Annotated in this window: 12 protein-coding genes, 3 tRNA genes and 1 pseudogene; 6 read left to right on the forward strand and 10 right to left on the reverse strand. The window is 73.3% G+C overall.

Annotated features, from left to right (window positions below; all coding sequences use genetic code 11):
• The first annotated feature begins 45 nt into the window (after positions 1 to 45).
• The gene (locus IFT90_RS11055; RefSeq protein ID WP_192042170.1) at positions 46 to 360 is read left to right on the forward strand and encodes a DUF3072 domain-containing protein; all 315 of its coding nucleotides are present in this window, start codon (positions 46 to 48) and stop codon (positions 358 to 360) included.
• 204 nt (positions 361 to 564) lie between these two features.
• Positions 565 to 1518 carry a UbiA family prenyltransferase gene (locus IFT90_RS11060; RefSeq protein WP_192042171.1) on the forward strand — a complete coding sequence of 318 codons (954 nt, stop codon included), beginning with the start codon at positions 565 to 567 and terminating at the stop codon, positions 1516 to 1518.
• 45 nt (positions 1519 to 1563) lie between these two features.
• On the opposite strand, the gene IFT90_RS11065 is transcribed toward IFT90_RS11060, so the two are convergent.
• From IFT90_RS11065 to IFT90_RS11085, 5 genes are all read right to left on the reverse strand, one after another.
• Positions 1564 to 2748, reverse strand: coding sequence for an NAD(P)/FAD-dependent oxidoreductase (locus tag IFT90_RS11065; RefSeq protein ID WP_192042172.1), 1185 nt, complete (start codon positions 2746 to 2748; stop codon positions 1564 to 1566).
• Positions 2745 to 3569: a class I SAM-dependent methyltransferase gene (locus IFT90_RS11070; RefSeq protein ID WP_371812271.1), complete on the reverse strand. Its 825-nt coding sequence runs from the start codon at positions 3567 to 3569 to the stop codon at positions 2745 to 2747. The genes IFT90_RS11065 and IFT90_RS11070 overlap by 4 nt, the downstream gene beginning before the upstream one ends.
• A 2-nt stretch (positions 3570 to 3571) precedes the next feature.
• The gene (locus IFT90_RS11075; RefSeq protein WP_192042173.1) at positions 3572 to 4762 is read right to left on the reverse strand and encodes a type III polyketide synthase; all 1191 of its coding nucleotides are present in this window, start codon (positions 4760 to 4762) and stop codon (positions 3572 to 3574) included.
• Between the two features lie 114 nt (positions 4763 to 4876).
• Positions 4877 to 4950: transfer RNA gene (locus IFT90_RS11080), tRNA-Met, on the reverse strand.
• Positions 4951 to 4986: 36 nt separating this feature from the next.
• Positions 4987 to 5058 (reverse strand) — tRNA-Thr (locus IFT90_RS11085).
• A gap of 121 nt (positions 5059 to 5179) precedes the next feature.
• On the opposite strand from IFT90_RS11085, the gene IFT90_RS11090 reads away from it, so the two are divergent.
• A complete protein-coding gene (locus tag IFT90_RS11090; RefSeq protein WP_192042174.1) occupies positions 5180 to 5746 on the forward strand; it encodes a 2'-5' RNA ligase family protein in 567 nt (188 codons plus the stop codon).
• A gap of 44 nt (positions 5747 to 5790) precedes the next feature.
• Here IFT90_RS11090 and IFT90_RS11095 read toward each other — a convergent pair whose 3' ends face one another.
• Positions 5791 to 6771, reverse strand: coding sequence for an aldo/keto reductase (locus IFT90_RS11095; protein ID WP_371812292.1), 981 nt, complete (start codon positions 6769 to 6771; stop codon positions 5791 to 5793).
• A 63-nt stretch (positions 6772 to 6834) separates the two neighbouring features.
• On the opposite strand from IFT90_RS11095, the gene IFT90_RS11100 reads away from it, so the two are divergent.
• Positions 6835 to 8592, forward strand: coding sequence for a glycoside hydrolase family 13 protein (locus IFT90_RS11100; protein ID WP_192042175.1), 1758 nt, complete (start codon positions 6835 to 6837; stop codon positions 8590 to 8592).
• Positions 8593 to 8753: 161 nt separating this feature from the next.
• On the opposite strand, the gene IFT90_RS17560 is transcribed toward IFT90_RS11100, so the two are convergent.
• The 3 genes from IFT90_RS17560 to IFT90_RS11115 form a co-directional block, all read right to left on the reverse strand.
• Positions 8754 to 9965, reverse strand: coding sequence for a M23 family metallopeptidase (locus tag IFT90_RS17560; RefSeq protein ID WP_192042176.1), 1212 nt, complete (start codon positions 9963 to 9965; stop codon positions 8754 to 8756).
• A 216-nt stretch (positions 9966 to 10181) separates the two neighbouring features.
• Positions 10182 to 11006 carry an inositol monophosphatase family protein gene (locus IFT90_RS11110; protein WP_192042177.1) on the reverse strand — a complete coding sequence of 275 codons (825 nt, stop codon included), beginning with the start codon at positions 11004 to 11006 and terminating at the stop codon, positions 10182 to 10184.
• 104 nt (positions 11007 to 11110) lie between these two features.
• Positions 11111 to 11192: transfer RNA gene (locus IFT90_RS11115), tRNA-Tyr, on the reverse strand.
• 321 nt (positions 11193 to 11513) lie between these two features.
• On the opposite strand from IFT90_RS11115, the pseudogene IFT90_RS17565 reads away from it, so the two are divergent.
• Positions 11514 to 11660 (forward strand): annotated as a pseudogene (locus IFT90_RS17565) (type IV toxin-antitoxin system AbiEi family antitoxin domain-containing protein); the annotation flags it as partial.
• Between the two features lie 142 nt (positions 11661 to 11802).
• Positions 11803 to 12432 carry a hypothetical protein gene (locus tag IFT90_RS16980; protein WP_192042178.1) on the forward strand — a complete coding sequence of 210 codons (630 nt, stop codon included), beginning with the start codon at positions 11803 to 11805 and terminating at the stop codon, positions 12430 to 12432.
• Between the two features lie 76 nt (positions 12433 to 12508).
• Here the strand turns inward: IFT90_RS16980 and IFT90_RS11130 are convergent, their stop codons facing one another.
• Positions 12509 to 12997, reverse strand: coding sequence for a YajQ family cyclic di-GMP-binding protein (locus IFT90_RS11130; RefSeq protein WP_123546714.1), 489 nt, complete (start codon positions 12995 to 12997; stop codon positions 12509 to 12511).
• Between the last annotated feature and the right edge of the window lie 62 nt (positions 12998 to 13059).

The following is a 13059-nucleotide window of genomic DNA, read 5'->3' on the forward strand; positions in this document are numbered from 1 at the left end:
AGTCTAACCGGGGCCGATGTCGGGGGCGCGGCGTACGTTCTCCCCATGAGCGACTCGAACATCGACCCTGACATCACGCCCGTCGACCCCGCAGCACCCGAGGGCGGCGGAGCACCTGCCTCCGGCGCCGACGCGGGCTCCGGAGAGACCCTGGGCGGCGAACGTCCCGACCCCTCCACCACCGCCTCCAAGGACCCTGAGGACTGGGTGACCGGCGACGAGCCGATGACCGGCCCGCAGAAGAGCTACCTCGACACGCTCGCCCGCGAGGCAGGCGAAGAGCTGCCCGCCGACCTCAGCAAGGCCAAGGCGAGCGAGCACATCGACCGCCTCCAGGAGAAGACCGGTCGCGGCCAGTAGCCGAGTCTGCTCGATGGCTCTACCGCTGCGAGGGCTCGCGTCGTACACTTCCCCCACGTCTGGGATGGTAACTCGACGCGAGCCCTCGATCGACAGCCAGGGACAGGTCCTGATCCACGTGTCCCACCGAAGGTTGCGAGCGGCTGACGAGCACGTCCGGGTCTCCCCCGACCCGGGCGTGCTCACTCGACCTCACCTCCGTGGATGGTCCCGCCTCGACTTGTCCCCCATCTGCTCCCGGACGTCGCCTCGGACGTGCCCCTGGGGTCGTCCACGTCGAGCCAGGTCGCGACCGTGACGGGCTCGGCCGGCTCGACCGTCGCCGCCCTGGCGCGATCCACGCACCCCGGTCCGACCGTCGCGGTGACCGTGCTCTCGGTCGTCCTCGCGGCGGCGGTCGGCCTCGGCGTCGGCCGCACCCTGCTGCTCGGTGCCGCCGTGCTGGCCGGCCAGCTCTCCATCGGGCTCTCGAACGACCTCGTCGACGCCGCGCGCGACCGCCAGGTCGGTCGGCGCGACAAGCCCCTCGCGCTCGGACTCGTCTCGACGAGCACCGCGGTGGCCGCCGTCGCCGTCGTGACCGTCCTCGCCGTCGGCCTCACGTTCGTCCTCGGCTGGGCCGCCGGCGTCGCCCACCTGGTCTTCCTGGCCTCCGGCTGGGCCTACAACCTGGGGCTCAAGCGCACGGCGTGGTCGGCCGTTCCCTTCGTCGTCGGCTTCGGGGCCCTGCCTGCCGTGGTCACCCTCGCTGCTGTGCCTCCGGCCGCACCGGCGGCCTGGGCCCTGGCCGTGGGCGCTGCCTTCGGCGTCGCGATCCACTTCACCAACGTCCTGCCCGACCTCGACGACGACGCCCGGACCGGCGTCGTCGGGCTGCCCCACCGGCTCGGACGCCTGCGCGCCGGGCTCGTGGCGTTCGCCGCCCTGGGGACGGCGGCGGTCGTGACGGCTGGGGGGCTCCTCCTCGACGGCTCCCCGACGCCCGTCCGCACCGGGGCGGGCCTCGTCGGGGCCGCCGCCGCCCTCGTGCTGTCGGTGGTCGGGGCGAGGCTGGTCCGTCGGGGCGGGGCGACGCGGGGGCTGTTCCGGCTCGTGATCGCCGCTGCGCTGGTGCTCGTCGTGTCGCTCGCCCTCGCGGGCACGGCGCTCGTCGCCTGACAGGCCCGATCGGTCCCCCGGCCTGGCCCGGCGAGCATCTCCAGGTCAGACGAAGCGCATCGAGTAGAGCGACGCGAGCAGCCGGCGGGTCGGCAGGTGCAGCGCCGCCGACAGGCCGACCTGCCGAGCCGCGCCGACCACGGGCCCGACGGGCCGGCCGAGGGCCATGTTGATCTCCGCCTGCCGGGCCGAGCGGGCGACCGACCGGCGACGCGCCTCCTCGTACGCCCGGAACACGGTCGGGTCGAGGCGTCGCCCTCCTGCCGAGCGCAGGGCCCGCGCGAGGACGGGGGCGACGGCGTCCGCGTCGAGCCAGCCGAGGTTCATCCCCTGGCCGCCGATCGGGCTGATCTCGTGGGCGGCGTCGCCGATCAGGACGACCCGCCCGGCGACGGTGCGCCGGGCCAGCCGGCGCTGCACCCCGAAGGCGCTCGTCATGGTCGCCGTGCCGGGGTCGATGTCGAGGCCGGTGCGCTCGGCGACGAGGCCCGCGACGAGCTCGGCGTCGGGCGCGGCTCCGGCCTCAGCCGCTGTCCCGGTGCCGGCGGCGTGAGGATCGAGCAGCACCACGAAACGCCGCACCCCGCCCGGCAACGGGAACGACTCGACGACGCCGCGTCGCTCGAGGTGCACGACCGCGTCGGCGCCGAGACCGGTGTCGTCGGCCACGTCGCACATCACGTAGTGGTCGGGGTAGCGACGCAGGGGCGCGTCGATCCCGAGGGCGTCGCGCAGCGGGCTGCGGGCACCGTCGGCCGCGAGGACGAAGCGGGCGGCCGCCTCCACCGGTCCGTCGTCGGACGTGCCGCGGAGCAGCACCCGGTCCGGCTCCTGCTCGAGCCCGTCGAGCGAGAGACCGCGCCGGAGCGAGCCCGGCGCTAGCGACTCCAGCCTGTCGCGCAGCAGCTGCTCGGTGCGGTGCTGCGGCAGGGCGGCGACGAACGGCCACCGAGGGTGCGCCCGGTCGAAGCTGACCGTGCCGAGCGTGCGCCCGCCGCTGCGGGCGACCCCGCGACGGACGGGCACCGCGTCCGCGACGAGGGGCTCGGCTGCGCCCACCCGGTCGAGCACGTCGAGGGACGGCGGGTGGACGCCGATGGCACGCGAGAGGCTCGGCGCCTCGGCTCGGCGCTCCCAGACCGCGACGTCGAGGCCGCGCGCCGCCAGCAGGGCGGCGGCCAGCACGCCGACCGGTCCCCCGCCGACGACGACGACGTCGTGCGTGATCACGAGCGTAGCCCGAGCTCGACGTCGCCTGCGCCTGCGCCTGCGCCCTCGTTCTCGACCGAGCCCGAGGTCGTGGCGGCGTCGGCGTCGGCGGCGAGGTCGAGCACGGCCCAGACGCGGAAGGGCGGTCGGCGGACGGCCGTCCAGCCGGCAGGCAGCTCGCGGGCCAGCTCCGCGTCGGTCCAGCTGCGACGGATCGAGCGCAGCCCGTCCACGCGGACGAAGGAGGTGCGCGCGAGCGGCAGGGTCCCCACCCAGTACCCGGCGTAGGCAGCGCGCGACCGCCGGATGTCGCTGTGCAGCACGAGCCGGCGGGCGAGCGCCCGACTGTCGGCCAGGACGTCGGCCCGGGACGGATCGTCGAGGTGGTGCAGCACGTGGTTCGAGACGACGACGTCGAACTGCTCGCCCGCCTCGACGAGGTCTCCGCTCGACGCGCACCGGTAGGTGACCCCGTCGGCCGGACGGACCCTCGCGAAGTCGTGGGCGCGCCGATCGGGATCGACGGCCGTCACCGCGAGGCGCAGCCCGTCGCGGCGAGCCCACCGGGCGAGCGAGCGAGCGAGGTCGCCGCCGCCCGATCCGAGGTCGAGCAGGGTCGTCGCCCGGTCGGCCGACAGGAGCGGCCGGATCCGCTCCCGGTACGCACGCCGCCAGCCCGCGACCAGCCCGTTCACGACCGGGAAGACGGCGTAGGTGCGCCGGAGCTGGCCGAGGTCGCAGTCCGGGTCGTCCATCAGCTCCCGCAACCCGGTGTCGCGCTGCCGGACGTCGATGAAGGGCCCTCGCGGGTCCGTCGACGCGCCCGTCGCCGAGAGAACCACGCTCAGCCGCCGACCCGGCGGGTGAGCAACGCGCTCTCGACGGTGAGGCCGGGCCCGAAGGCCATGGCGCACACCCTGCGGGCCTCGGGAGGTGCAGGTGCGTGGCCCGCGCCTCCTCGGCCCTCGACGTCCTGGCCCTCGCCCCCTCGGCCCTCGAGGTGCTCGCGGAGGATGAACAGGACCGTCGCGCTCGACATGTTGCCGTACTCGCGCAGCACTCGACGCGACGGCGCCATCTGCGCCTCGCTGAGGCCGACCTGCGACTCGACACGGTCCAGGATGCTGCGGCCGCCGGGGTGCACGGCCCAGCCGTCGATCTCGTCGACGGCCACGCCGCCGGCCTCGAGCAGCGGGGCGAGCGCGGAGTCGACGTGCTCCTCGACGATGTGCGGCACGTAGCTGCTCAGCACCATGTCGAAGCCCTGGTCGCCGATGCTCCACGCCATGTCGTCCTCGCCGACGGGCGTGAGCACGGTCTCGAGCACGTCGAGGTCGAGCACCGGAGCCCCCACGGCGGCCGGCCGGGACGACACGACGGCCGCCGCGGCGCCGTCCGCGAAGACCGAGGAGGCGATGATCGCGTCAGGGTCGTCCGAACTCCGAAGGTGCAGGGTGCAGAGCTCGGCGCACACCACGAGCACGACGGCGTCCGGCTCGGCGAGGCACGTGTCGCGCGCGGCCCGCAGGGCCGGGAAGGCTCCGTAGCAGCCCATGAACCCGATGTGCAGCCGACGGGTCGAGGGCGCGAGCCCGAGCCGGCGCACCAGGAGGTAGTCGGGGCCCGGCGCGAAGAAGCCGGTGCACGAGACGGTGACGACGTGGGTGACGTCGGCGGCGGTGATCCCCGGCGCGCCGGCCAGCGCCTCCTCTGCGGCGCGGACGAAGAGGTCGGGGCTCCGCTCGACGTAGACGTCGTTGCGGGCTCCCGTGCCGGGGCGCAGGATGCGGCCGTCGGCACGGTCGTAGAAGACGGGGGCGGCGTCGGGCTGGCCGGGCTGGCCGGGCTGCTCGGCGCCGAGCTCGTCGATCACCGTGTGGCGGGTGTCGATGTGGGCACCGTCGAAGACGGCGCCGATCAGCCGCGGTGCGAGGCGGCCGAGCCCCGGCTGGCTGCGGAACACGTCACGGATGTGGTCCTGCCCGATGATCGTCGAGGGAACGGCCGTGCCGATGCTGTGGATGCTCGGGGACATCCCCCGAGCGTAGGCGACCGGTGGCGCACGGCGATCAGGAAAGCAGCGAAGGCCGCACATCCCGAGGAAGGAGGAAGGCCCCGCTCGTGCGCATGCACGTTCAGGGCCCTGCGGTAGCGAGGGCGGGACTCGAACCCGCGACACCACGATTATGAGCCGTGTGCTCTAACCAACTGAGCTACCCCGCCGCAAGCTGTCTGCACGGTGTGACCGTGACCAGCCGGAGCCCCGAGTCAGGTTTGAACTGACGACCCCTTCCTTACCATGGAAGTGCTCTACCACTGAGCTATCGGGGCGTGACCTCGCTCAGCCAGCCCAGGAGGGCGACTGCCGATCGGCACCAGACAAGGGTAGCAGAGCCGCGAGCCCTCCGAGGACACCGGGCGCGCGCCTCCTCCTCGAGGCCATCATCGACGGGTGCACAGCATCGAACTCCTGCTCGACGGGCCCGCCGATGCCCGGGTCCGTGCCCAGTGGGCTGCGCTCTCCGACGCCGGCCTGCCCTCGCAGGCCGACCACGCGAGCAGCTCGAACTCCCCGCACGTGACGCTGCTGGCGCGGCGGGGCATCGACGGCACGGCAGACCCGGCGCTGACCGAGCTGCTCGACCGCCTGCTCCCGCTGCCGGTCGTGCTCGGTGCCCCCCTCGTCTTCGGGCACGGCCGGGGGCACGTGCTCGTGCGGTCGGTCGTCGCGACGCGTGCCCTGCTCGAGCTCCAGGCCGAGGTGCACGCGATCGTGGGCGGCGAGGACGACGTGACCCACTCCTCCCCCGGCCTCTGGGTCCCGCACGTCACGCTGGCGAGCCGGCTCGACGCCGAGGCGGTCGGCCGGGCCCTCGCCGCGGTCGAGGCGTTCGAGGACGAGGAGGCGCGCGAGGCCCCCGAGGACGCCCGCGGCCCGGTCGTGACCCCGGCCGGCAACCTCGTCTCGGGTCGGCGTTGGGACCCGAGCGTCCGCACGATCGTCGTCCTCGGTCGCTGACGCCCGCCTCCTCGGAGCCGGTCCCGCCCGCCCGGGCGGTGCGCCTACGAGGCCTGGGGTGCGGACGCCGCGTCGAGGGCCGCCAGGTCGCGGTCGTCGAGCTCGACCGACGCCGAGCCCAGCAGGTCGTCCAGCTGCTCGACGGTGCGGGCGCTGGCCAGTGCGCCCACGACGCCGGGCCTCGACGCGAGCCAGGCGACGGCGACGGCGGCAGGCGCGACCCCGTGCCGTTCCGCGACCTCGGCCACGACCTCGACGACCCCGAGGGCCTGCGGGGTCGCGTAGCTCGCCGCACGGCCCTCGCGCGGCGACGACCGGGGAGCATCGCCGCCCCGGTACTTGCCGGTCAGGAGGCCGCTGGCGAGCGACGAGTGCGGGAGGACGGCGAGGCCGAAGTGGTCGACGACCGGGGCGGTCTCGGTCTCGTACTCGCCTCTCCTCACCAGGTTGTAGGGGTGCTGCACGGCGACGAACGGGTGCAGGCCGTCGCTGTCGGCGATGGCCAGGGCCTGGCGCAGCCGCGCGGCGGAGTAGTTGGAGGCACCGGCGAAGCGGATCTTCCCCTCGTCGACGAGCTCGCTCAACGCGGTCACCGTCTCGCGGAGCGGCGTCTCGTCGTCGTCGAAGTGCGCCGAGTACAGGTCGATGCGGTCGGTCCGGAGCCGGGTCAGCGAGGCCTCGACGGCGCTGCGGATGCTCGCCCGCGACAGGCCGGGCGCGGCCGGGTGCTGGCCGCACTTCGTGCTCACGAGCACGCGGTCGCGGTTGCCCGGGCGGGCCAGCCAGCGGCCGATGATCGCCTCGGACTCGCCGCCCGAGTTGCCGGGCAGCCAGGCCGAGTAGACGTCGGCCGTGTCGACGACGCGGCCCCCGTCGCCGACGAACAGGTCGAGCAGCTCGAGCGCCGTCGGGGCACCGACCGTCCAGCCGAAGACGTTCGTGCCGAGGGCCAGGGGGAACGGGCGGGGGTCGTCGGACCAGTCGCCGTTCGCGAGGTCGATGAAGGAGTCCAGGGGTCCGCCGATCCGTGTCGTGGGAGCCCCACGCTACCGGGCGGAGCGGCCCCGCCGCTGCCGTATCGTGGCGGGATGTCCTCACACGAGACCACGGGCGACACGCTCGACTCCCCCTCCGAGACCGACACCACGACCGTCCCCGACATCGAGTCGACCCCGTCGTCCGGCGCCGAGCGCGGCGGCGAGTGGTGGCGCACTGCCGTCATCTACCAGGTGTACCCGCGCTCGTTCGCCGACGCGGACGGCGACGGCGTCGGCGACCTGCCCGGCATCACCTCGCGGCTCCACGCCCTCGCCGACCTCGGCGTCGACGCGGTCTGGCTCTCGCCGTTCTACACGTCGCCCCAGCACGACGCCGGCTACGACGTCGCCGACTACGTCGACGTCGACCCGCTCTTCGGCACGCTCGACGACTTCGACGCCCTGCGCGCCCGCGCGACCGAGCTCGGCCTCCGGCTGATCGTCGACCTCGTGCCCAACCACACGTCCTCCGAGCACGCGTGGTTCCGCGCCGCCGTGGCCGCGGCCCCCGGCTCGGCCGAGCGTGCGCGCTACATGTTCCGCGACGGGACGGGGCCCAGCGGCGACCTGCCCCCGAACAACTGGCAGTCCGTCTTCGGCGGACCGGCCTGGACGCGCCTCGTCGAGCCCGACGGCCGACCCGGTCAGTGGTACCTGCACCTCTTCGACACCTCCCAGCCCGACCTCGACTGGACGAACCCGCTCGTGCGGTCCGACTTCGTCGACGTGCTGCGGTTCTGGCTCGACCGGGGCGTCGACGGGTTCCGCGTCGACGTCGCCCACGGCATGATCAAGGCCGACGGCCTGCCCGACTACACGCCGCCCGCCGACGCCGGCAGCATGGGCGGCGGCGAGACCGCCGACGCCACCCCGCCCTACTGGGCGCAGGACGGCGTGCACGAGATCTACCGCGAGTGGCACCAGGTGCTGGCCGAGTACCCCGGCGACCGGGTCATGGTCGCGGAGGCGTGGGTCGAGCCCTTGTCGAAGCTCGCGAAGTGGGTGCGTCCCGACGAGATGCAGCAGGCCTTCAACTTCGCCTACCTCGAGACGGGCTGGTCCGCCACGGCGATCCGCCGGGTCGTCGACCAGTCGATCGAGACGTTCTCGAGCGTCGGTGCCCCGAGCACCTGGGTCCTGAGCAACCACGACGTCGTGCGCCACGCCAGCCGCCTGGCCCTCACGGCCGAGAACCCGCAGGGCCACGGCATCGGCCCGAAGAGCGCCGGCCTGCCGATCCCCGAGCTCGGCCTGGCCCGTGCCCGGGCGGCCTCCGCCGTCATGCTCGCGCTGCCCGGCAGCGCCTACCTGTACCAGGGCGAGGAGCTCGGACTGCCGGAGGCGGTCGACCTGCCCGACGAGAGCCGCCAGGACCCGACGTGGTTCCGCACCGACGGCGAGCGCTACGGGCGCGACGGCTGCCGCGTGCCCATCCCGTGGGAGTCGGGTGCGCCGGCCTTCGGCTTCAGCGCGACCGGCGCCTCCTGGCTGCCGCAGCCCGAGGACTGGTCGACCTACGCCCGTGACGAGCAGCAGGGCGTCGCCGGCTCGACGCTGGAGCTCTACCGCTCGGCCCTCGCCCTGCGCGCGGAGCACGAGCTCGGCGCCGCCCACCTCACCTGGGTCGACGGCTACGACGAGAGCGTCGTGGCCTTCCGCACCGGCGGCGTCACCGTGGTGGCCAACACGGGCGAGGTGGCGGTCGAGCTGCCGGTCGGCGACGTGCTGCTGTCGACGATGGCGCTCGACGGGCCGGCGCTGCCGCCCAACGCCGCCGTGTGGCTCGCTGCGGTCGACGACGTGGGCTGAGCCCCGCGCTCCTGCCGTCCCGCACGACGAAGCCCCCGACCGAGGTCGGGGGCTTCGTCGTGTCGGTGGGACGCTCTGCACCGCGGCTCGTGCGCGGGCTGCCCACCGGCCTGTCCGGGTCGATCACCGGCCTGCTCAGGTCGACGGGCGCCTCCGACGGGTCAGTTCGTGTTGGCGGTGAGCCAGGGGTACGGGTCGACGGGGACGCCGCCGAGGTGGATCTCGAAGTGCAGGTGGGCACCGGTGCTGTTGCCGGTGCTGCCGACCTTGCCGACGAGCTGCCCCACGGTGACCTTCTCGCCGACGGACACCTGGACGGAGCCGGTCTGCATGTGGGAGTAGGTGGACGTGACCTTCTCGCCGTCGATGACGTGCTCGATCTCGACGTGGTTGCCGAAGGCGCCTCCCGGGCCCGTGACCGCGCTGACCGTGCCGTCGGCGATGGCCTGGATGGGCGAGCCTGCACCCGGGACGAAGTCCAGCCCGTTGTGGAACGTGCTGCAGAAGCCGCAGTTCGTGACGTGACGACCGCCGAAGCCACTGCTGATCGGCACCCCGGTGGCGAAGGGCCACTGGACGGTGCCGGCGACGTCGTTCGAGAAGGTGCTGGAGCTCGTCGAGGCGTACTCGCTGACCGGCGCGACCTTCATCTCGGTGACGGAGTAGCCGTCGCGGGAGGCGGCGTCCTCGGCGGCGGCGCCGGCCACGAAGGTCTGGCTCGCGGCGGCCTTCTTGGCGACCGTCCGCTCGTCGGTGTCGACGAAGAAGGCGTTCGCGGGGACGGAGGTGGAGACGAGCATCGCACCGGCGAAGACCATGGCGCCGACGACCGTGACCCGCTTGCCCGCGCTGCGGAACGAGCTGCGCTGGCGGGGGGCCGCGGCCGGAGCCGTCGTGGCTGCAGCGGCTCGCGGGGCGGCTGCAGCTCGCGGGGCGACGGGGCGCTGCGCGGCACGCGCGGTCGCGCGGCTCGCCTCAGGGGCGGAGACCGCCTCAGGGGCGGCGACCGCGGGGGCGACGGCGGGACGGCGGCCTCGACGGCGAGCAGCCTCGGCCTCGGCGGCGCGTCGCTCGGCCCTCGTGGCGTGGGCTGGGGCGGTCTCGGCGGCGATCGACGCGACAGGAGCAGGCACGATGCGAGCAGGCTCGGGGGAAGCGGTCACGGGCTCGGCGGGAGCGGACACGTCAAGAGCAGGAGATGCGACGGGGGCAGACACGGAGGCCGCGGCGCGACGCTCGGCCTCGCGGGCCTCGCGACGGGTCGTGAAGACCTGCTGCGCCGGGGCTCCGGACGCGCCGTCCCGCTGATCGACGGGTGCACGACGCGACTGCTGGTCGCCTTCATGCTCGGCGATGGGGTGGGACTTCGACACGGGTGATGGATCCTCGGGGTTCGGGCGGAAGAGGGCTCATCGGCTCTCGAGGTCGACATCGAGACGACTCCGGACGAATGTCACGGAGAAGTAACGAACTCGTCAAGGGTAGCCGCTCGTTCACCAGATGGCTACCCGCCTTCGGGTGTCACGGTGGTGCAGACGCCGGACTTCTCGCAGGAATGCCTGATCAGAGACCTTCTCGCGAGACGCAGGTCAGAACCGTGCATCCTCGAGGAGACCATCGACCGCCCGGGCGACGCTCCGTGCTGACGCGACCACGAGCCTGCCGCTCGGCGCCTGGCCCTCCTCGCCGCGCACCACCGCGCCGGCCTCCTGCGCGACGAGCACGCCGGCGGCGTGGTCCCACGGCTTGAGGCCGCGTTCGGCGTACACGTCGAGCCGCCCCGCCGCGACGGCGCAGAGATCGAGGGAGGCGGCTCCCAGGCGACGCAGGTCGCGCACCTGCCCGATCAGGCGGCCGACCACGGCGGCCTGCTCGACCCGCCGGTCGGCCTCGTACGAGAACCCCGTCGCGAAGAGCGACTCCGCGAGCGAGGCGGGGGCGGACGGGACGAGACGTTCCTCGCCCAGCCAGGCGCCGCCTCCTCGGCTCGCGGTGAACACCTCGCCCGAGAGCGGGTTCACGACGCAGGCGGCGAGGGCCGACCAGGTGAGCGGATCGGGGCCGCCCTCGACGACGGCCACGCTCACCGCCCACTGCGGGATCCCGTAGAGGAAGTTGACGGTGCCGTCGATCGGGTCGACGACCCAGGTGAGTCCCGTGGAGGAGTCGTCGGGGTCGCCCTCCTCACCGAGGAAGCCGTCGCCGGGACGCAGCTCGGCGAGACGGGCACGGAGGAACGACTCGACCTCGCGGTCGGTGTGCGTGACCACGTCCACGAGGCTGCTCTTCGTGTCGGCGACCTCGACCCCCTCGGCACGCCGTGCAGCCGCGAGCCGGGCTGCGGCCGTGGTGACGTCGACGGCGACGGCGAGGAGCGCGGCCGCGTCCTGGGGGCTCGTGCTGGTGTCGTCCATGGGGCCTCCTGGCGGTGATGCCCGATCGACCGGGGAAACGACGAACGGACCCGATCTCTCGAGTCCGTCGTGGTGTCGCCTGCTCCCGGAGGAGCGGTGAACTGTGGCAAGTGAGGGATTCGAACCCCCGAAGGCTACGCCAGCTGATTTACAGTCAGATCCCTTTGGCCGCTTGGGTAACTTGCCATGCACGCCCGGCCCATGTAATCACCGACCGGAGGCGCCAGACAAATATACAGCCTCCGGCGGCTCCCGCTGACCACCCCGCCCCTCCCCCTCCTGCGTCGCCGCAAATGCCGACCGCGGGGCCTCCAAGAAGGGGATGTCCCGTCATGGGCGGAGCGAACGGGCGTCAGCGGTCGGCATTTGCGGACTCCCGGCCGCGGTGTGCTTGTGCATGGGCGAGTAGCCGCGGTTCCTCCACACCCCGGGCCGGGACGACGAGCCGTCCCCAGGTCGCGCGCTGGTGCAGACACGCACGTGGGCTCCACGACAGGGTCAGGCGCCATGGAGCCTCCGCGAGTCGTCGACGTCATCCGTTCACACCACCAGGGGCTGGCGCACCGCCGCGAGCTGCTCCGGGCCGGGTGCACACGCGATCAACTCGACCAGGCCTGGCGCCGCGGGGACGTCGAGCGCGTGCGACACGGCCTCTACGCTCTGCCCGGGCTGCCGGTGAGCGTCGTCCGGGCCGCCCGGGTGGGAGGCGTTCTCGCCGGAGTCAGCGCACTGACGCTCCGAGGCGCATGGGCGCCGCCCGGTGAACGCCTCGTCGTGTCCGTGCCGCACAACGCCCGTGATCTCCGCGATCCCGACGACGCAGGGAGACGACTCGGCACCGCCCACCCTCACGTCCTCGTCCTCCGCGACGGACCTCACTGCGGGCGAGCGACTGGTTGTCTCGCCGAGCCGTGCGGCAGCTCAGGCCCTGCTGCACGAGCCCGCCGACCAGGCCGTCGCGGTGATCGACTCCGCCCCGCGGCTCCGCGGAGCGGAGCGCCCTTCCCTTGCAGCTGTCGATCGTCACCTTCGTGGACGGCCGGCCGCTGGCCTGCTCATGCTGATGGACGCGCGTGCCGAGTCGGGCACCGAGTCCGTCGCCCGGGTCCGCCTCGTCGAGCGCGGTCTGCGTCCGGAGATCCAGGTCTGGCTCACGTCGGAGATCCGGGTCGACCTGCTCCTCGACGGCTGGCTCGTCGTGGAGTGCACGAGCTACGAGTTCCATTCGTCGCCGAAGCAGTACAACGAGGATCGCGTGAGGATCGCCACGCTGATCGCGCTCCGCTACGTGGTGATCGAGGTCTCGTACCACCAGGTCTTCGACGACTGGGAGTCGGTCTGGGCAGCCATCTCGCGCCTCCTCGCGCGAGGACGCCCGCAGAACCCGACCGGAGGGGCCACAAAAGTGGGAGATCCGGTCACATGAGTCCACTCGGGTACGCCTGCGGTCGGCATTTGCGGGCCGGCGCGCGCAGAGACGGCGGGCTGGGCCGGGCCTGCCGCTAGCGGAAGTTGACGAACTGGAGGTCGACGTCGAGGTCGGCCTTCTTGAGCAGGGCCATGGTGGCCTGCAGGTCGTCACGGCTCTTCGACTGCACGCGCAGCTCGTCGCCCTGGATCTGGCTCTTGACGCTCTTGGGGCCCTCGTCGCGGATGATCTTGCCGATCTTCTTCGCGGCGTCCTGCTCGATGCCCTCCTTGAGGGCAGCCTCGATGCGGTACTCCTTGCCGCTGGCGAAGGGCTCTCCCGCGTCGAGGTGCTTCAGGCTGATGCTGCGCTTGATGAACTTCGACTCCAGGACGTCGAGGACGGCCTTGACCCGCTCCTCCGTCGACGCCTTGAGGAGCAGCTTCTCGCCGCTCCAGTCGACCGACGCGCCCACGCCCTTGAAGTCGTAGCGCTGCTCGATCTCCTTCTGCGCCTGGTGGAGGGCGTTGTCCGCCTCCATCTTGTCGACCTTGCTGACCACGTCGAAAGAGCTGTCTGCCATGTCGACCAGCTTAGCCACGCGCGCCGGGGCCGGTGACGCGAGCGCCGGGAGCGCGCCCCGGA

Origin of the sequence: Frigoribacterium sp. CFBP 8766 (genome assembly GCF_014841435.1) — a bacterium.
GTDB lineage: Bacteria > Actinomycetota > Actinomycetes > Actinomycetales > Microbacteriaceae > Frigoribacterium.